The 19,987-nt window shown below is 47.7% G+C and carries 15 protein-coding genes and 1 riboswitch; of the genes, 4 read left to right on the top strand and 11 right to left on the bottom strand.

Annotation, left to right across the window (positions count from 1 at the left end; genetic code table 11):
- Window positions 1-53: 53 nt before the first annotated feature.
- Complete coding sequence (locus tag OCV68_RS03785; RefSeq protein WP_262570848.1) at window positions 54-1,823, bottom strand: Na/Pi cotransporter family protein; 1,770 nt, start codon at window positions 1,821-1,823, stop codon at window positions 54-56.
- 390 nt (window positions 1,824-2,213) lie between these two features.
- On the opposite strand from OCV68_RS03785, the gene OCV68_RS03780 reads away from it, so the two are divergent.
- The 3 genes from OCV68_RS03780 (at window position 2,214) to OCV68_RS03770 (ending at window position 5,659) form a co-directional block, all read left to right on the top strand.
- Window positions 2,214-4,568, top strand: a complete 2,355-nt coding sequence (locus tag OCV68_RS03780; RefSeq protein ID WP_262570847.1) for a glycogen/starch/alpha-glucan phosphorylase — start codon at window positions 2,214-2,216, stop codon at window positions 4,566-4,568.
- A gap of 87 nt (window positions 4,569-4,655) precedes the next feature.
- Window positions 4,656-5,357 (top strand): AzlC family ABC transporter permease, encoded by a 702-nt coding sequence (locus tag OCV68_RS03775; protein WP_022474848.1) that lies wholly within the window; start codon window positions 4,656-4,658, stop codon window positions 5,355-5,357.
- Window positions 5,354-5,659, top strand: a complete 306-nt coding sequence (locus tag OCV68_RS03770; RefSeq protein WP_022474847.1) for an AzlD domain-containing protein — start codon at window positions 5,354-5,356, stop codon at window positions 5,657-5,659. The genes OCV68_RS03775 and OCV68_RS03770 overlap by 4 nt, the downstream gene beginning before the upstream one ends.
- A gap of 247 nt (window positions 5,660-5,906) precedes the next feature.
- On the opposite strand, the gene OCV68_RS03765 is transcribed toward OCV68_RS03770, so the two are convergent.
- The 3 genes from OCV68_RS03765 to OCV68_RS03755 all read right to left on the bottom strand — a co-directional run bounded on the left by OCV68_RS03765 (window position 5,907) and on the right by OCV68_RS03755 (window position 13,443).
- Window positions 5,907-7,871: a protein kinase domain-containing protein gene (locus OCV68_RS03765; protein WP_262570842.1), complete on the bottom strand. Its 1,965-nt coding sequence runs from the start codon at window positions 7,869-7,871 to the stop codon at window positions 5,907-5,909.
- A 276-nt stretch (window positions 7,872-8,147) separates the two neighbouring features.
- Entirely contained in the window at window positions 8,148-11,216 is a 3,069-nt protein-coding gene (locus tag OCV68_RS03760) for a VWA domain-containing protein (protein WP_262570839.1), read from the bottom strand.
- 199 nt (window positions 11,217-11,415) lie between these two features.
- On the bottom strand, window positions 11,416-13,443 hold the full coding sequence (locus OCV68_RS03755) for a methionine--tRNA ligase (protein ID WP_262570837.1): 2,028 nt from the start codon (window positions 13,441-13,443) through the stop codon (window positions 11,416-11,418).
- 291 nt (window positions 13,444-13,734) lie between these two features.
- Between OCV68_RS03755 and OCV68_RS03750 the strand changes: the two genes are divergently transcribed.
- The gene (locus OCV68_RS03750; RefSeq protein ID WP_262570835.1) at window positions 13,735-14,778 is read left to right on the top strand and encodes a DUF4349 domain-containing protein; all 1,044 of its coding nucleotides are present in this window, start codon (window positions 13,735-13,737) and stop codon (window positions 14,776-14,778) included.
- Between the two features lie 58 nt (window positions 14,779-14,836).
- Here the strand turns inward: OCV68_RS03750 and OCV68_RS03745 are convergent, their stop codons facing one another.
- The 7 genes from OCV68_RS03745 to OCV68_RS03715 all read right to left on the bottom strand — a co-directional run bounded on the left by OCV68_RS03745 (window position 14,837) and on the right by OCV68_RS03715 (window position 19,908).
- Window positions 14,837-15,478 carry an ECF transporter S component gene (locus OCV68_RS03745; RefSeq protein WP_022474841.1) on the bottom strand — a complete coding sequence of 214 codons (642 nt, stop codon included), beginning with the start codon at window positions 15,476-15,478 and terminating at the stop codon, window positions 14,837-14,839.
- Window positions 15,479-15,594: 116 nt separating this feature from the next.
- Window positions 15,595-15,742, bottom strand: a riboswitch (FMN riboswitch).
- Between the two features lie 28 nt (window positions 15,743-15,770).
- Window positions 15,771-16,238: a CD1247 N-terminal domain-containing protein gene (locus OCV68_RS03740; protein ID WP_262570832.1), complete on the bottom strand. Its 468-nt coding sequence runs from the start codon at window positions 16,236-16,238 to the stop codon at window positions 15,771-15,773.
- Window positions 16,239-16,289: 51 nt separating this feature from the next.
- Window positions 16,290-16,847: an elongation factor P gene (gene efp, locus OCV68_RS03735; protein WP_022474839.1), complete on the bottom strand. Its 558-nt coding sequence runs from the start codon at window positions 16,845-16,847 to the stop codon at window positions 16,290-16,292.
- Window positions 16,848-16,956: 109 nt separating this feature from the next.
- Complete coding sequence (locus OCV68_RS03730; RefSeq protein ID WP_262570829.1) at window positions 16,957-18,024, bottom strand: aminopeptidase P family protein; 1,068 nt, start codon at window positions 18,022-18,024, stop codon at window positions 16,957-16,959.
- Window positions 18,011-18,466, bottom strand: a complete 456-nt coding sequence (gene aroQ, locus OCV68_RS03725) for a type II 3-dehydroquinate dehydratase (RefSeq protein WP_262570826.1) — start codon at window positions 18,464-18,466, stop codon at window positions 18,011-18,013. The genes OCV68_RS03730 and aroQ overlap by 14 nt, the downstream gene beginning before the upstream one ends.
- A gap of 68 nt (window positions 18,467-18,534) precedes the next feature.
- The gene (locus OCV68_RS03720; protein WP_262570824.1) at window positions 18,535-19,395 is read right to left on the bottom strand and encodes a TIM barrel protein; all 861 of its coding nucleotides are present in this window, start codon (window positions 19,393-19,395) and stop codon (window positions 18,535-18,537) included.
- Between the two features lie 27 nt (window positions 19,396-19,422).
- Window positions 19,423-19,908, bottom strand: a complete 486-nt coding sequence (locus OCV68_RS03715; RefSeq protein ID WP_022474835.1) for a YqeG family HAD IIIA-type phosphatase — start codon at window positions 19,906-19,908, stop codon at window positions 19,423-19,425.
- Window positions 19,909-19,987 lie beyond the last annotated feature (79 nt).

Genomic DNA, 19,987 nt, shown 5'->3' with positions numbered 1-19,987 from the left:
ACTATTATTACTTACTCGCATATCGTGCAGGCGTTATAGCCTCAGCGAGTTATTTATTTTTCTGCTGCCTTGGGCAGAACATACTTTATGGAATATTCCTTGTACTGCTTGATGAAATCCTCATTGCCCTCGCTCTTCAGCTCGTTAAGGTACTGGTGATTATCAAAGCTGTTGTCGTTTATCTGGATAAGATTTACAGCAACATTTGAGCAGTGGTCGGAAACTCTTTCAAGATCGGTGAGAAGGTCGGTAAAGATGAAGCCCTGTTCAATGGTGCATATCTTTTCCTGAAGTCTCTCAACGTGTCGTGTTTTCATTTCGTTTCGCAGGGTATCGACAACCTCTTCAAGAGGCTCAACACGCCTTGCAAGGGAGATGTCCTTTGCTTCAAAGGCTCTTACCGTAAGATCAAGTATATCTTCAATAGCCTTGAACATTACCTGAAGCTCACGTTTTGCCATGTCGGAGAACTCAACATTCTTTTCGTGTATCTCCTTGGCGGTGTCAAGAATGTTCACCGCATGGTCGGATATTCTTTCAAAATCGCCTATGGAGTGGAGCAGACATGATACCGTTCTGCTGTCGTCCATTGTCATGCTTCTGCCCGAAAGCTTTACAAGGTATGTGCCTGTAATATCCTCGTACTTATCTATGCTGTCCTCGTTGTCAATTATCATCTGGGCCTTGTCCTCATCGTAGTGCTTCAGGACATCGAATGCGATGAGTATAGTATCCTTTGCGAGGGAAGCCATTCTGTTGGTAACGTTTCTGCACTGCTCGATAGCAACGCCGGGAGTGCTGAGGAAACGGTCGTCCAGAAGAACGGGGGATTCGCTGTCGTCCTTCACCTCGTCACGGATAGTGAGGTATGCAAGCTTTTCAAGCAGGTTTGTGAAGGGGAGCAGCAGCAGGGTGGTGCAGATATTGAATATTGTATGCACCAGTGCGATTGAGAAACCTGTTACAGCGGAATCCTTGAAAGAAAAATCAATGAAATAATCAAGTGTGTAATAAACAGTCAGCGCCAGCACTGTTCCGATTATGTTGAAGTAAAGATGAACTGCTGCAACACGCTTGGCGTTCTTGTTTGCGCCCGCCGAGGAAAGAATTGCGGTGATGCAGGTACCGATATTCTGACCGAGGATAATGGGGAATGCGGTGCCGAATGTTATCTTTCCGCTCTGGGAAAGGGACTGGAGCATACCCACGGAAGCGGCGGAGGACTGAATGATAGCTGTAAGCAGAGCGCCAACCATTACGCCGAGTAGGGGGTTTTTGAAAAGTGTCAGGAGAGACTCAAAGGATTCGGAGTCTTTAAGGGGAGCCATGGAGTTGCCCATGGTGTCCATACCTATCATCAGCAGGGCAAATCCAACGAGAATGCCGCCGATGTCCTTTTTCCTGCCGTTCTTTGTAGTCATTCGCATGACCACGCCGATAAGTGCGAGTACGGGAGCAAAGTTTTCGGGCTTGCACAGCTGAATGGCGATGGTGTCGCCCTCCAGACCCGAGAGGCTCAGGAGCCATGTGGTGACTGTGGTTCCGATGTTTGCGCCCATTATAATGGATATCGCCTGTGAGAGGCGCATGATGCCTGAGTTTACGAAGCCTACCAGCATTACTGTGGTCGCTGATGATGACTGTACAACAGCCGTTACCAGAACACCCAGCAGAAGGCCTTTAAAGCGGTTTGAGGTTAGCTTTTCGAAGATTTGCTCCAGCTTTCCGCCTGCGAGTTTTTCAAGCTTGTCGCTCATAAGGCTCATTCCGTAGAGGAACATTGCGAGACCGCCGAAAAGCTGAATGACATTGAACACTGACATTTAATGCTCATCCTTTCATTGTACCGTTGCGCCTGACTGCGTATCCTAGCGGTTTCCCAAACCGCACGGTACTTTTCATCAAAAAAACACATTTTCTCACACGCAGTTATTGTAACACAAATAAGTGAATTTCAAATAGTCCTATTGTAAAATTTACGTAAAATATGATAAATCTGTTTAAAAATATGTACAGCAGCCTTTACAGACTTTTCGTGGAACGCATTTAAGCGGCATATATCTGTATAGATTTCTTTACGAAATGTGAAAAAAATTATTTTGTTAAATCCGTTATTGATTTTATTTGCAGAATGTGGTACACTATATTTATTGATTTGTTTTACAGTTCTTTCGCCGCAGGTGCGGCAAAATATATTCGGGAGGATTATTCAGATGGATAAATCACAGTTTACCTCAAAGATCAATGAAAATCTTATGATCGACGGAAGAACAGACATAAGCCACGCAACTCCCCGCCAGCTTCACAACGCTGTTGCAAGGGCTGTTATGAGCGACATTATCCCTCTCTGGAATGAAACAGAGGAAAGACATAATTCCAAGCGCAGAGCATATTACCTCTCCGCTGAGTTCCTTATGGGAAGAGCAGTGTTCAACAACCTTTACTGCGCAGGTCTTCTTGATGAGGCAAAGCAGATATTCTCCGACAACGGCATTGACATTGCCTGCCTGGAGGAAATAGAGGACGCTTCCCTGGGCAACGGCGGTCTCGGCAGACTTGCAGCCTGCTTCCTTGACTCAGCAGCTGCCTGCGATATACCCCTCAACGGCTACGGTATCAGATATAAGTACGGACTTTTCAAGCAGTCTATCGAAAACGGCTTCCAGAGAGAGTCTGCCGATCCCTGGCTGGATTACGGCGACGCATGGAGCGTAAGATGCGACAAGGACGCTGTTATAGTTGAATTTGCAGATCAGACCGTAAAGGCTGTTCCTTACGATACACCTATCATCGGCTACGACAGAAAGGCTGTAAATACTCTCCGTCTCTGGCAGGCTGAGAGCATCAAGGGCTTTGATTTCTGGAAGTTCGATAACCAGGATTACATGGGCGCTTCCGAGAGCAACATCATGGCTGATGCCATAAACGATGTTCTTTACCCCAACGATAACACCGAAAAGGGCAGAAGACTGAGACTTAAGCAGCAGTATTTCTTCGTATCCGCTTCCGTTCAGGACGTTATCAGACGCTACAAGGCAAAGTACGGCGAGGATTTCTCCCACTTTGCAGAGTGCTACGCTCTTCAGCTCAACGATACTCACCCCACAGTTGCCATTGCTGAGCTCATCAGAATATTCATGTTCAAGGAAGGTCTTTCCTTCAAGGAAGCATTCGATATCGTTCAGAAGACCTGCAACTACACCAACCACACCGTTATGGGCGAGGCTCTGGAAAAGTGGAACATCGACCTGTTCAAGAGCGTTATCCCCACAGTTTATGAGATCATTCTCATGATAAACGACTACCTCAAAAAGTACCTTAAGTCTATCGGTCAGACCGAGGAGCAGATAAACTCCAAGCTCATTGTTGACGGCAGCGTTATCCACATGGCAAGAATGGCTATCTTCGCTTCCGCACACACCAACGGCGTTGCACAGCTCCACACAAATATCCTTATGCACGATGTTCTTAAGGACTGGTATGAGATATTCCCCGACCGCTTCCAGAACAAGACCAACGGTATTACCCCCAGAAGATGGCTGGGTCTATGCGATCCCGAGCTTTCCGCTCTTATCACCGAGAAGATAGGCGACGGCTGGCAGACTGACCTTGACAGACTGGCAGGTCTTAAAAAGTTCGTTGATGACGGCGACACCATCAACCGCTTCATGGCTATCAAGAGAACCAAGAAGGAGCAGCTCTGCGCTTACATCAAGGAGCATGAGGGCATTGACCTTTCTCCCGATTTTGCTTTTGATATCCAGGTAAAGCGTCTCCACGAGTACAAGAGACAGCTTCTCAATGCTTTCTCCATTATGGACCTTTACTTCCAGATAAAGGATCACAAGCTGCCCGATCTCCAGCCCACAGCGTTCATCTTCGGCGCAAAGGCTGCTCCCGCATACCGCAGAGCAAAGGGCATCATCAAGTATATCAATGAGGTGGCAAAGCTTGTTAACAACGACCCCGATACCAAGGATAAGCTGAAGGTCATCTTCGTTCAGAACTACAACGTTTCCTACGCTGAAAAGCTCATTCCCGCAGCAGATATCTCCGAGCAGATCTCTACAGCGGGTCTGGAGGCTTCAGGTACAGGCAACATGAAGTTTATGCTCAACGGCGCAGTTACTCTTGGAACCTATGACGGCGCTAACGTTGAGATCGTTGAGGAAGCAGGCTGGGAGAATGAGTATATCTTCGGCGCAAGAGTTGAGGAGATAGACGCTATCAAGGCAACTTACAAGCCCAAGGAGAAGATATACAACCGCAACGATCGTGTAAAGCGTGTTGTAAATACTTTGGTTGACGGCACATTCAACGACGGCGATACAGGAATGTTCGGCGAGCTGTTCAACTCCCTTATCAACGGCGCAAGCTGGCACAAGCCCGATAACTACTTCCTTCTCACCGATCTGGAGGGCTATGTTGACACCAAGCTACGTGCTCTCTACGATTACAAGAACAGAAACGTATTCAGCAAGAAGTGCTGGATGAACATTGCAAGCGCAGGCAAGTTCTCTTCCGACAGAACTGTAAGACAGTATGCCGAAGAGCTTTGGAAGCTTTGATATTTCCATAAACAGAAGGTCAAAGACGACTGAAATCAACAGCCGACCGCAAGTCGGCTGTTTTTCTGCGTTTGGAAAGGATTTTTTATGAGTTCGGATTTTTTTAAAGGAATGAGGCACGGCATACCAATAGCATTGGGATATCTTTCCGTGTCCTTCGGATTTGGCATACTTGCCGTTAATATGGGGCTTACAGTGGCTCAGGCAGTGGGCATATCGGTAACGAACCTTACCTCCGCAGGTCAGGTAATGGGCGTTACGGTCATAGCAGCAGGAGGCTCACTTTTTGAAATGGCGCTGACTCAGCTTGTCATCAACCTGAGATATGCACTTATGGGTCTGTCGCTGTCAAGAAAGCTGGACAGCAGCTTTAATACGCCGAGGAGAATGCTTGTATCCTACGGCATCACCGATGAGATATTCGCCGTGGCATCCGCACAGCCCAAAAAAGTATCTCCGCAATATATGTACGGGCTGATACTTGTATCGTTCCTTGGCTGGAGCATAGGCACGTTCATCGGCGCATTTTCGGGTCAGATACTTCCCCAGTCCATAATAAACGCCATGGGAATAGTGCTGTACGGAATGTTCATTGCAATAGTTATCCCCGTTGCGAAGCGCAAGAAGAGCGTGCTTTCCGTCGCCATATTTGCGGCAATACTGTCGCTGATGTTCAAATATGTGCTTACCATGGTAAGCAGCGGATTTGCTATCATAATCAGCGGTGCAGGCGCTTCCGCACTGGGAGCAATGCTCTTTAAGGACGAAGAGGGGGCTGAGGAAGAATGAGCATAGTCGCATACGTTGCGGTAATGGCAGGCGTTACATATCTTATAAGAATGCTGCCCCTCACCCTTTTCAGAAAAGAGATAAAGTCAAAGTTCTTCCGCAGATTTCTCTATTATATCCCTTATGCGGTGCTGAGCGCAATGACCATACCCGCAATTTTTTATTGTGTGGGCGATGAATTTACTGTTCAGGCAGTTATCGGAACGGCTGCGGCAGTGATACTTGCCCTGTTCGATATGCCGCTTATCGTGGTTGCTCTTGTGGCAGCCGCTGCGGTGTTTATTTCGGGATTGTTTTTATAATTTGACACTATAAAAGCCCGTACTCTTTGTGAGTGCGGGCTTTTGATTTGATAAAACGCTTTTTGAAAAAAATATTTTTGCTTCCCGTCGTAAGGTGCAGGTACGGACAAAATTCAAAATGTGCCCGCACAGCATTATAAATAAAACACAAAGCTCCGTCCCGTTATTTTTCTGTTACGGGACGGAGCTTCTATTTTTCCGTGTTGTTCCTTGTCTTTGTTCTTCACAAGCTTAATAGTTCATCACATCAGTAGTCGTATCTGATTGTGATATCGGGTTCATCCGTAAGGGCAGGAGTTGTCTCGAACTCTGTCCAGAGGGTGAAATCGGGGACGGAGGTAGTTACCCATGGAGTGCTTTCGGTAGTTGTCTCAGTTGTTGCCGAAGGCGATGTCTCCGTCTCGGAGGGGGCGGTGTTGTCAGGATTTACCGCAACGAATACGGAAAGCACTTCTCCTGCTTCTAGGTCGATGTACTCACCGGGTTCAATGCTTATCCATGCAACGTAGTCATTGAGGGTGTTGGTGGTCTCATACGCCTTTTCCTCGTACTTGATGCCTTCGCTGTTGAGGATAGCGAAATAATCCTTCTTGTTCAGTCCGTAGAAGTCTGGGACTACTACCTTTGCGGGGCCCATGCTTATTTTCAGCGTAAGCTCTGCGCCCTTTTCGTAGTTGGAGCCCTTTTCGATGGACTGCTCGAATATGATACCCTTTTTGTATTCATCTGTATAAACATACTCGGGTGTGATTGTAAGATTGTCCTTGATGGAGGTGTTCTTTACGGTATCGTAATTCTTGCCCACAAGGTCGTTCATGATGTAAACGGTAGCGCCTGCCTTGATAGTTGTCTGCGATTCATTTGCCGCAGGATTTGTATCCGAGTCGGAGACCGTTACTGACAGAGTGGGGATAGTTGAAACATTGGGGAGAGCCGAACCGTCAGGAGCGGAGGTCACACTGCCCGATGCTTCCGATTCGATATCGCCGATCTCAGGGATAGTTGCCTGGGGAGCAGTGGTTATTCCGTTTGCCACGGTTGAACTGTTGTCGTCAAGCACCATCATCATGATGCCCATTATAACGCACAGGAGAACCGCTGCGCACACGCCTACGATAACAAATATTCTGTGCTTGCTCATAGGCTTCTTTGCTGGCTTTTTCTCAGGTTCCTCAACGGGGCCTTTTGTGCTGTGCTGCTTGGGGATAGTTATGGTCTGGGTAGCAGATACAGTCCTTGTTTTATTGAACTCAGGCTCTTCAAAAAGCTGGGTCACAAGCTCGGTAACGGTCTGTATCCTCATTTCGCCCGAAAGCGCCATACCGTTCATAATGACCTTTGAAACGTTGACGGGGATATTGGGATTAAGTGACCTTGGCTCGGGGAGAGTGTCGTTTGTCATTCTCACCATAGCGTCCATCGGAGTAGTGCCTGTGAGCATTCTGTAGAGCAGTGCGCAGATACCGTAGATATCTGTCCATGTGCCCTGCCAGTTGCTTGAGCTGTACTGCTCGGGAGCCGCATAGCCGTGATATATCTCGGAAGCAAGCTCGGTGTTGGCAGTTCTTGCGTCAGCGATGCAGAAGCCTATGAGTTTAAGCTCGTTCTTTTCGCCGACGATTATATTATCGGGGGATATGCCCCTGTGGATAAGACCAGCGTTATGTACAAGGGAAAGTGTGGTGAAGATAGGCGGGAACATCCGCTTTACTTCCTCCCAGGTAAGCTCGCCTGCGTTTTCTTTCAGGTACTTAGCCAGGTTCATTCCCTCGATGTAGCGGAAAATAACATATCCTGTGTTATTCTCGCCGAACATATCAATAGGCGGATTTATGTGGTTAAGAGTCCGCATTTTTGCAAGCATCTTGTTAAGCTCAACAAATTCGGACATAAAGGCTTTATACTGGGCAACGCAGTTCTGCTTAACAGAAATTACCGTGCTGTCCTTATTTCTGCTGCAAAGTGTATCGGGCATATATTCCCTGATTGTGACCTTTGACATGGTAACGGTATCGAAGCCGATATACTCAGCGCCCTCGCCGTTATACCTCAGAAGCTTGCCGACGATGTACCTGTCATTGAGAATGGTTTTGGGAGGCAGATATGCCGGCAGATACGGAACATCGGGCGAGTAACCGCAAAGCGGGCAAGCGCCCTCGGTCTCCTTTGGCTCCATGCAGCCCATACACAGCTTATAATTCAGATCAGCCAAACTCGCATCTCCCTTCATAAACATCGTGCAAACATAAGTCTGCTATACTATAATACCAGTCAAAGCCCGATATGTCAATGACTTTTGCTGAATTGTCAGCCTTTTGTATTCATGCTTTAACATTTTTTACTGCTGTTGAAACCGTTTTGTTTTCATTCTGTAACCTGATAAAGTTGATGTGGTTTGAGATATTATATGCAGGGAGGGGTGAAAAAATATTGCAAAATATATACAAAAAAGCTCCTGCCGTTTCCGACAGGAGCCTGTAAGTTATTATTACTTTTCAACAATTATTCTCAGAGGCTCCGTTACCGATCCTCTGGAAGCGGAATACTGATATGTGGGAATGGTGTCGCCGTCATAAACGGGTGTTCTTCTGAGTGTTATTCTTGTGCTTCTTTCGGGGCTGTTGCTGTCGTATGCGTCAATAACGAACAGGTCGGGATTTTCCTCGTCACGGATTATCCTGATAGCGTTCATAGCGGAGCCGCCGTAGGTGATGAGCGCAGGAGTACCTGTGGTAAGCTCGTTGATAAGCTCGTCAAATGCCTCATCGCCATTGTATCCGAAGTCAAGTATATTGCACTTGTCAGCCGCATCGGGAATTGCGCAGTACCAGCGGAGCATATTCATTATCGCCAGATCGTCACCCTGGAGGTTCTTGCTGTCGATAAGAACGCACTCATAATCGGTAAAGTCCTTTATCTTGTTGAAGGTGATTGTACGCAGGAACTTCATAAATCCGCTCTGCTCGGGTGCGGAATAATCATAGTGAGAGGTTATTACCTTGAGGTTTGCCTCGTCAATGAATGCTCTGGTATCGTTTGTGTAGTGGAGAGTGCCGCCCTTTATGCTGCGGTAGTTCCACTTGTCGCTGCGCTGGATATACTCATTGTAGGAAGCAAGAGCGCCCAGCTCAACGCTGTTAAGGTCTGCCTTGCCGTCTGTGATGCCCGAAATGGAGCTGATGTCATAGCTGGGAACTGATGTGCCGTCATCGGTGGTGTAGCCCTCACGGGACATTTCAAGAGAGCCGGTGTAATAGTCACGGATAAGTCCTGCAATTCCCACGTCAGCGCCGTTGGGAGAAAAGTCGGAGCGGAAGTTGTTGTAGCCGATACCGTCCTTGAGAACGTTGAAGCCGGAATCAGCAACGATATAGCCCTTTGTGCCGCTTTCTTCCTCGAATGTTACCTGATTGTAGGACATAAAGCTCTGGATCTTTTCGTAGATGTTTTCCAGTGCGTCAGCGTTGGAAGCCTGGAAGAACTGACCGTTTGTCTGCTCGGCAATGCTGTAAAGGTACTCAGCGTCGATGTATTTTCCGAGACCGATAGTAAATATTGTGATATTTGCAGCCTTTGCAGCGTCGATGGCAGCCTTGTCCTTTGCGGCATTTGCAACGGAGGGCATACCGTCGGTCAGAAGGATTATGTAGTTCCTGTCAGCGCTTGATATTCCGCCGAATTCCTTGACCGCATTGGTGATAGCGCCTGCGATCTCGGTTCCCGAGAACACCTGATTTTTGTTTCTGATATCGGAAATCTTCTGCTTTACAGTGTTGACATCATTTGAAATGGGAGTGATATTTGCATATCCGCCCGAAAATTCGCCTGCGCCGTAATTTGCTTCAACGCCCAGCATATCAATAAGGTTTACGGCAAAGTCGAGGCGCTTGAACTCAACGTCATTTTCCTCGGAGTTAGCACAAAGCTCTTCGGGGTACATGGAGCCTGAGTTGTCGATGAGGAAGAACACGTTTGTGCTGCCCTTTTCCGAAAGAATGCTTGTGTCGCAGAGGGCATAGATTCCATTTTCGGTTATCTCGGCGGAAACGGTGTTTGCGTCAGAATTTACGGCACTGGTGAGCTGGTCGAAGCTCAGCTTGTCGGCATTGAAGCGGAAGATAGAAAGATTGCTTTCGTTCACGTTCTTGTTTTCCGCCTGGTTATCGGTGTAGCTGAAGGTCAGGGTGCAGGAATCAAAATTCTTGTCGGTATAGAACTCATAAGCATAGCCCACAAGTCCGGGAGTACCCTGGATACTGTTGTTATTCACCTTTGAAACGGTGGTATATGCAGTCTTGAGCTGTCCCTTTATCTCAGCCCTTACCTGCTCGGCGGCAACTGTGTTGTCACGGATAACTTCATTATCGGGAGTTGAGCCGTCGGATGTGGGATTAAGGGGATCAAGACCCGCTCTTATCTCACGTCCGTCCAGCAGACCGTCTCCGTCGGAGTCGGGATTTGCGGGATCGGTCTTGGATACGTTTATCTCGTAGTAATCGGTGAGACCGTCGCAGTCGGAATCCTCCAGACCCTCGTTAAGTCCCAGAGATGTCTTTTCCTCGGCGGAAAGGGGAGAGGTGTCAGGTATCTCGTACTGTATGCTTGAATCGGAAACCAGTCTGCTCTGACCTGTAAGCTTCTTTTCAAGGTCGGAGTAGATCTCCTCATTCTGGGAGTTTACATAGATGAATGCGCCGCCGTAAGCCAGCAGTACAACAACAAGTGCAACTGCCAGACCCTTTGCTGCGTTCATGGACATAAGGGTGCGGTTGAAGTATCTTGCAGTGGCGTTCTTTTTCTTGGTGCTTTTAGCAGGTGCGGGTGCAGCTGCGGGAGCTTCCGCCTTCTGCTGAGCTTCCTCGGCAGCCTTTGTTTCCTCACGCTTCTTAGCCGCTTCCATGGCGGATATCTGGCGCTGCTTTGCCTGTTCTGCCTTTGCAAGGCGCTCTTCTTCCTTTTTCAGCTCCATCTCACGCTGATGCTTGAGATATGCTTCTTCCTTGAGCTTCTGACGGCGGGCGTTTTCCAGGTCTCTGTCAAGAGCGTCCTCGGAAGCTGCTCGTCTTGCAGCCTCCTCCGCAGATATGGGAGGACCCGAAACGGGCTTAGTTTCTGTTTTAGGCTCTTCTGCCTTGGGAGCTTCAGCAGGCTTAGTCTCAGCCTTAGGCTGCTGGGGCTTTGCTTCTGCCTTGGGAGCTTCCGCAGGCTTAGCCTCAGTCTTGGGCTGCCGGGGCTTTGCTTCTGCCTTGGGAGCTTCCGCAGGCTTAGCCTCAGTCTTGGGCTGCTGGGGTTTTGCTTCTGCCTTGGGAGCCTCAGCAGGTTTAGCTTCTGCCTTTTCTTCGGGCTTCTTAGTGGGAACTATTATATCAATCTCATTTTCCTCGGCTTTATCAAGGTCGGCCTCCGCTTCGTGAGCAAACGCCAGCATCTCGCTGAGACTCTGGACAGGTATATTCTTTTCGTCAACCTCTTCCGTTGCTGCCTTGGGCTTCTGAGCCTGAGCAGATGTCTTTGGAGCCTGAGACTTCTTTTTCTTTTTATTATTCTTGCTGCTCAATCAAATTCACATCCGTATTAAAATTTTTGGCGCAGAATCCCTCAAACGAGAAATTCTGCGCTCGCTTTATTATATTATACTATAATTTTACAGCTGAAATCAATATAGTATCTGCATATAAAAACCTATAACAACTATTGAAATCTGCACAATAGCATAAATAATCCTGCATTATTTTTAGTAAAGATCGCTAAAAATGTCATTCAGCTTTGAACTGAGAAGGATGACGCTTGAAGAAATCCACCTTGGGTTCAAGGAATTTGAGCTTCCTGTCACCGCCGCAGATAGTCTGGAGAGTGTCAAAAATATGATCCCAGCTCCATACGGACTCGTCGAGGTTCATGTAATCCTTTACCATTTCTGTGCCTTTGGGAGCAAGAGGGTGAAGAAGAACAGCGGCGGTCTTTATCATATGGAATGTGTCGATAAGGTAACGGCGGCGGAGAGCATCATCATCGGACTTATCAGCCTCGGACTTTGCCTTTGCCATATATTTGCTTGCCTTTCTGATATAGGAGTCAAGAACATATGTTACCTGATGGAACTCGGTCTTGTACATAAATCTCTCGTATTCGAGGATAGCCTTTTCGGAGTCGGCAATAACGCTTTCGGATACCTCGCCCACGGGCATTACGCCGTCATAATACTTCTGAACATCGTAGAAGCAGGTGCGGATAACTCTGTTGAATACGTTGGAGAGCAGGAAGCCTTCCTTTGTTACGGGATCGCTGTCCTCAGGCTTTGCATTGGGGTTAAGGGGCTTGGGCTGGAAGCTTACGCTTCTCATGCCGAGACCGAGACCCAGCCAGTGCATTCTCAGCTGTTCAGCGGTATAGTAGTCCAGCAGGTCGGCAGCCATAGGAGGCTTTACGGAGCCGCTGGAAGAAGCCTTCTTGTCAAGGAAGAGAATGTGGTGGTTAGCCACGGGAACGGGCATTGTAAGATGCCCCTTTGTATCAGTGGGGGACATATCCTCCAGCTTTTCGCCCTGGAAGGACATCCACATTGCGGTCTGAGCCACGCAGTAGAAATAGATATTGTCCTGACCGATGAACTGATATACCTTAGCATCGGGGTCGCACCAGTATTTTCTCCATTCCTCGGTGTCCCTGCCCTGAGAAGCAAGGTATGCCACGGTAAAGGAGATAGGAGCCCACAGTGATTCGGGCCATACCCATACTGTCAGACCCTTTTCGCCCTCAAGCTCGGGAGCGGGAACGCCCCACTCGATGTTTCCTGTAAGTCTGAAGGGAACAAGTGTCTTGCCCTCTCTGAAACGTACATGATGCTCGTTGAGCAGCTTGCAGGCATCATCTCTCTGGGAAAGCTCCTTGAAAACTATAGTAAAGGATGTTTTTTTAGGCTCAACGATAAGCTCATGCTCAGCCATCTGAGGAGCAAGCTCCTTGTAGGTGTCCATATAGTCGTTCATTATATAGATAACTGGAGGCTCAAGGAATTCCTTTACAGTCTTTGTGACAACGGGACGGATATTGTCCTGCTTCTCCATTTCGGAAGCCATTTCCTTGAGCAGATCGTTATAATCGGGAAGCTTGAAGTACCAGTTTACAACGTCCTTCATAACGGGAGTTTCACCTGTCAGTGTGCTCTTGGGGTCGATAAGGTTGATAGGATTGTACTGATGACCCAGATCGCACTCATCTGCATAGCCCTTTTCGGACTGGCAGCCCTGAACGGGGCACTTGCCGATGACCTGCCTGCCGTTGAGGAACATTCCAGCCTTTTCGTCATAGAACTGAGCGGTGGATATCTTTTTCAGATGACCCATCTCATAAAGCTTTCTGATAAAAGCGTCGGAGACCTTGTTGTGCCACTCTGCGGTGTCACCCAGAGCGGAAGCACCGAACAGGTCAAGGCTGATGTCATAATCATCGAGAGTTTTCTTCTGAGCGTCGTGATTTCTCTGAACATAGTCACGGATAGTTCCTGTGAAGCCCTGTTCAGCGCAGGCTTTTCTGTAGCCCTCGGCGATAGGGGAGCCGTAGCAGTCTGTTCCCGAAACGAAGATAACGTTCTCCTTGCCTATCCTGTCACGCAGGAAGCGTGCATATACATCGGCAAAAACGAACACTCCGCCCACATGACCGAAGTGGAGGGTCTTGTTTCCGTAAGGCATACCGCCTGTTATAACTGCTCTTTTGGGGAACTGAGGACGATTATTCTTATCTGCGGTTTTTTTCTTATACATCTCATTGCTTTCAGCCATGACATCTGCCTCCGAACATATAGTTTCATAGCTTATATTGTAACACATTACCAAATGAAATGCAATAAAAAAATTGAACATTAAAATAAATGAAAAAAAGCCGAATTTATTTAAAATAACGGTGCTGCCGCAGTTTCTTAGCGCTTTCTGAATGGATTGAAAAGGGTGGGCAGACAGCAAAATATAAAAGTTCAGCATATGTTAACATAAAAATAACAATTTCTGCCATAAATTCGGTTATCCTCATTCGTATATACATCAGTAAATATCATGCGAAGGGACGGTCATATTATGAAAAAGAGTTTAATTTTATCATCAGCGTTATGTATGCTTCTTCTCACAGCCTGCGGCAGTTCTCAGTCAGCATCTGATACGGCGCCCGCCATTGGATATGCAAACGGAATCAGCGAGTCAAGGTCATATTCAGAAGACTCAAACGGATATTATTCAGATGATTATTCCTATGCCTCCGATGAGTCATATGCGTCAGAGGATTACGATTCGGCAGATGTGCCCTCATATGACGCAGCTGCATCGGACAGCACCGCCGAACCAAATGCGGTATCAAAGGAAATGCTGGTTTATTCCTGCACAATGAGCGTTGATACGCTGAATTTTGAAACATCGCTGAGCGGTTTCAGGAACGCACTTGATACATACGGCGGATTTGTTGAGCAGGAGAATTTCAGCGACGGCGGCTCCGAGGGCAGATGGTACAGCAGCAGTGAGGAAAAGTGGAAATCCTATACTGCCACAGTAAGAATACCCAGCAAGGATTATGATAATTTCTGTAATGCGGCAGGGGGACTGGGTGATCTGCGCAGCAAGAACGCCAGCGTCACAAATATGAGCCAGGAATACAGCGACCTTTCCACCACTCTTGCCATATATGAGGCAAAGGAAGCACGCTACCTTGCGCTGCTTGCGGATATCACCGAGGACGAGTACGCCATTGCGGTCGAAAAAGAGCTTACCGACATTCAGATACAGATAGCAAACCTTAAAACCAGAATGAACACTATCGAGACAGATGTGGCATATTCTTACGTGTATTTCACTCTGAACGAGGTAAAGGAATATGAGGCAGAGCCTGTAAAGACCGATACATTTGCGGAAAGACTGAGCAGTACCCTCAGCAGCGCAGGCGAGGGCTTCCTGTCGTTCCTTGAATGGCTGCTGTTCGTTATCATCTACCTTGCGCCGTACCTTGTTTTCCTTGGAATAGTTGCGGCAGTGGTTATTTTCATTGCAAAGTCGGTTAAGAAGCATAAGATCGCCAAGGCTGAGAAAAATGCAGCCAAAGCAGATGAAGCTGCACAGTCGGAAGAAAAATAAATAATAAAAAAATAACGGAGCCGCAAAAACGGCTCCGTTTGCTTTTGTGTATATGTTATCAGCCTGCCTGCTTTGCTGACTTCTGCTTTGTGCCATGCTTGAGGATAGGGGAGATGTACTTGTAAACTGCCAGAGTTAACAGTGTGCTTGTCAGACCCTTGACAAAGGTAAAGGGCATATTGAACATAACAAGGGCATCAAGCAGAGTGTTTACCTTGGGGTTAAGTGCCTTGTACATTCCGATGATAGCGTCCATGGACATAAAGTTTGTGTAAATGGGATATACGATAAAGTAGTTTGATACCACGCTGAGAAGCGCCATGAACACAGAGCCTGAAAGGGCGCCGATTATTGCGGTGGTCTTGGTTTTCTTTGCCTTGTAGATAAGTCCTGCGGGAACTACGAAAGCGCAGCCGAGGATAAAGTTGGAAAGTTCACCGACTCCGCCAGTTGATGTGGAGAACAGGTTGATGATGTTCTTTATCAGGCACACGCAGGCACCGGAAAGAGGGCCTATTGCAAAGGAAGCGATAAGCGCAGGCAGCTCTGACAGGTCAAACTTTATAAAGCTTGGCATGAACATTGGCACGGGCAGCTGAATAAACATCAGCACCGCTGACATTGCGCCCATAAGGGCAGTTACGGTAAGCTGTCTTACCTTGGGTGTTTCGGTGTTGGGGCTGAAAATCTTGTTTTTCATACAGATTCCTCCATTAAAAAAATTGATATAATAAAAGCAATCTGTTCTGATAAAACAAACCGCCCGTGAAACATTAAAATGGATCACGGGCGGCGGGTTTACGCAGTGTAAAAAGCGCTGTGTTTCTTTCATCCGGACTTGTGACAAGCGTAAGCCTGACATTTACCGTCGGTTTCGGAGTTGCACCGAATCATGCTCTCCCTTTCGGAAAAGCTCGTGGACTATACCACCGGTGAGGAATTTCACCTCGCCCTGAAACAAATTGCATTTTATTCGGTTGTGGGTCTGAGGATTATTCCTCAGTGGGAGTGGGAGCCTCAGCGTCGTCTTCGTCATCGAGATCAAACTCGAGAAGCTCGCCGCAGTTGGGGCAGGTGATCGAACCGTCTTCGATCATTGCTTCATTCAGGCAGATAGTATCATGGCAGGTGGGGCAGGTAACTTCATAAAGCTCATCGTCATCATCGAAAAGCTCTTCGTCATCGTCCTCATCGTCGTCATCATCGCAGCAATCGTCATAATGGTGATGACCGCAGCCGCATTCGTCCTCGTCGATATCGTAGAAATCCTTTTCCAGCTCGCCGAGATCTTCATCAATGGTATCAACGACCTCGGAGATCTCCTCCATGTCGTCCTGCATACCCTGGATCTCACCTGCCATGTCGGACAGGATATCAGCGATCAGGCCGATAACCTTGTCATCGGTGTTGAGACCTTCCATAAGGCCTTTAAGATAAGCAACTTTTTCTGTAAGCGTCATAGGTTACAGCCTCCTTAAAAAATGAATGTTTACGATCCGCATGAAATGAGCTTATGCTCTTTCCATGTATTCGCCTGTACGTGTATCGATTCTGATCATGTCGCCCTCGTTGATGAAGAGGGGAACCTTGATCTCAGCGCCTGTTTCAAGAGTAGCAGGCTTGGTAGCGTTGGTAGCAGTATCGCCCTTGAAGCCGGGGTCGGTCTGTGTTACCTGGAGCTCAACAAAGTTGGGAGGCTCTACAGCGAAAACCTTGCCCTTGTAGGAACATACCTTGCACATCATCTGCTCCTTGACAAACTTGAAGTTGTCGGAAAGCTCAGCGGAGCTGATAGGCTGCTGCTCATAGGTCTCAGGGTCCATAAAGTAGTAAAGGTCGCCGTCGTTGTAGGAATATTCCATATCCCTTCTCTCAACATAAGCGGTGGGGAACTTAGCGGAAGGGTTGTAGCTCTTTTCAACTACGGAGCCTGTAATAACGTTCTTGATCTTGGTTCTTACGAAAGCAGCGCCCTTTCCGGGTTTTACATGCTGGAATTCAACGATCTGAAGAACGTTGCCGTCCTCCTCGAAAGTCATTCCGTTTCTGAAATCGCCGGCTGTGATCATATTTAACCTCCAAAAATTTGTTTAAGATTGAGAGCGAACGCTCCCTGCTGAATAAATATCATCAATTAAATATATGATACCACATTTTTTCGCTAATTGCAATAGCTTTTTATAATTTTATAAGTTTTTTGGGTGCATTTGTCAAATTGACGCAGGAATTTTGTTTTATTACTACAAAATCCTCAATGCGCACGCCGAATTTCTTGGGCAGATAGATGCCGGGTTCCACGGTAACTATCATATTTTCGGCAAATACGGTCTCGTCTCTGGTGTTGGCGCAGGGTGACTCGTGTATCTCCATGCCAACGCTGTGACCCAGTCCGTGGCCGAAGCAGCCCTCGTATCCGCAGGAATTTATATAGTCACGGGCGATCTTGTCAAGCTCAACTCCCGTGATGCCTGCCTTTGCGGCGGATATTGCTTTTTCCTGCGCTTCAAGGACGGTGTTATATACCTTTTCCATCTCTTCCGTAGGCTCGCCCAGAACTACTGTACGGGTCATGTCGCTGTGATAGCCGTTATATACCGCACCGAAGTCCATAAGGATAAACTCGCCCGATTTAAGGGGCTTATCCGAGGGAACGCCGTGGGGCATGGAGGTAGTCTCGCCGCAGAGGGCGATGGTCTCAAAGGAAAGGTCCTCCGCACCGTTTCTCAGCATATATTCGTTGAGGCTCAGGGCAATTTCTTTTTCGGTAACGCCCTCCTTAATGTAGTTCAGCGTGTTTTCAAGTGCAGCCTCCGCAATGCGCTGAGCCTTGGTCATCATGCTTATCTCTTCGGGAGTTTTTATTGCTCTCATATCGGTGATGATGCCGCTGAGAGTATCGCCCGAATCAATATCCACATCGGGGTCAATGCGGTCGTAAAGCCTGTCAAGGTCGGCAACGGTCATGGTCTCGTTCTCGATCATCAGGCTGTGAGCGTCATGCTTCTTGATAAGCTTGTTCAGCTGGTCATAAAGACGCTCCTGCAAAATTACCTCGCAGTTCTGCACGGTTTCCCTTGCTTTTTCAATGTATCTGAAATCAATGATAAGATACGCCTGCTCGGGAAAAACGATGATAGTTCCCGCAGAGGATTTCATTCCCGAAAAATACCGCCTGTTTACGTCTGACGTAATGAGCGCACAGCTTTTATTTGGTATCTGCTGCTGTAAAAGTTCAATCCTGTTCATATTCCTTTTCCTCCAGAATATTCTTCAGTGCGTGGAGACCCAGGATATAGCTTTCCTTGCCAAAGCCTGCTATCTGACCTGCGCAGACAGGGGAGATAACGGAATGATGCCTGAATTCCTCACGCTTGTGGATATTGGACATATGCACTTCGATAACGGGGATCTTCACTGCAGCAATGGCGTCCCTTATGGCATAGCTGTAGTGAGTATATGCGCCTGCGTTGATAACGATACCCGAAAAGTCAAGGCGTGCCTGATGGATACGGTCGATTATCTCGCCCTCGCTGTTGGACTGGAAGCACTCGCACTCGGAAAAGCCCAGCTCCTCTGCCTTTGCCCTGATAAGTGCGCAGATATTGTCATAGCTGTCGCTGCCGTATGTGCCGGGTTCACGCTCGCCCAGAAGATTAAGGTTAGGTCCGTTTATAATAAGTACGTTCATAGTAATTATCCTTTCAGAATAGCTTTAATAATATTATATAACCGCAGAGAGCAGATGTCAATCATGGCTTATTTGCCGAGATTTCTGTAATATTCCTGCATGGTCTGAGCGTCCTCAGTCTGAGTGCCTGCGCTCTCGCAGATGAATGTGGGTGACCAGCCCTTTGCGTAGATAAGCTCCAGCAGAGGCTCATAGTCGGGGCCGTAGCCCTGATTGTCGCCGAAGGTCAGGTGCATTTTCTCGCCGCCTTTTTCGGTGAACATTATCTTTGAAAAATGGCTGTGGAACACTTTTGCACGGTCAATTCCCAGACCGTTTTCCAGCTTGTCCAGCATATCCGCATAGTCCTGCTTGGTCTTGATGCCGCCGAAGGTGCGGGCGTTCAGGTGCCCGAAATCCACTGTGGGGAGGAAAGTATCATCTACCTTGCATATCTCAATGACCTCTTCCAGCGTGCCCAGCTGATTTACCTTGCCCATGGTCTCGGGGCAGCAGATGATGTCGCCCAGTCCCTCTGAAATAAGAGCCTCACGGGCTTTTTTCATAGTGTCCTTGGCAAGCTCCAGAGCCTCTTCACGGGATATCTTTGCGCATGATCCGCTGTGGATAACTATCCTCTGTGCACCCATAGCCTTTGCAGCCTTTGCGGAAGCCAGAATGTAGTTTATGGAGTTCATTCTCTTTTCTTCATCTGTGCCCGAAAGAGATATGAAGTAGGGAGCATGGAGGGAAACGGTTATGCTGCCGTTTTTCAGCGCCGTGCCTATCTCTCTTGCTGTGTCCTCGGATATCCTTACGCCCTGACCGCACTGATATTCAAAGTGTGTCAGACCGAATTTGCTCAGATACTCAGGAAGCTGAGTTGACTTTTTATAGCCCATAGCCTTGAAGCTTTCCGCAGTGCCTGCGGGGCCAAAAACTGCGCTCATTTTATTACCTCCGTTTTATGTTATCACTTACATATATTTTTTAGGCAGAAAAGGCTTTTCCGCCGCTCTTTTTATTTTGAAAAACACCGTCTTTTCAGGCTCGATAGGTGGGACAAGAATGGATTTTATACCGAAAAGTTTTGCCCCCAGAATGTCCGTGAAAAGCTGGTCGCCGATGGTGCATATCTCCGATTTGGGCACGTTCATTTTCTCTGCCGCCTGCTTGTAGCCCTTGGGCAATGGCTTTGCACCCTCCGCCACAAATTCAAGCCCCAGCAGCTTTGCAAAGGGGATAACTCTCGGCGGGTGATTGTTTGAAACTATCATCATCTTTATTCCGTGGCTGCGCATGTTGTCCAGCCACTCGAAAAGCCCCTCAACGGGAACGGGATTATCGTGGGTAGTCATGGTGTTGTCAATGTCAAGGATAAGCGCCCTGACGCCCATTTCGGAAAGTATCTCCGGAGTAACGTTCAGTATGCTCTTGTAAGCACGGGTTGGTGTGAACAGCATCGGCAGGTCTCCTGTGGTAGTATTTGCAATCAGCTGTTTTATATTATACTATATTTTCGGCAGAAAATCAATATTTATT

Origin of the sequence: Huintestinicola butyrica (genome assembly GCF_025567215.1) — a bacterium.
Lineage (GTDB): Bacteria > Bacillota > Clostridia > Oscillospirales > Ruminococcaceae > Huintestinicola > Huintestinicola butyrica.
The sequence above is the reverse complement of the archived record's forward strand: the minus strand, read 5'-3'. Positions and strand labels throughout refer to the sequence as shown.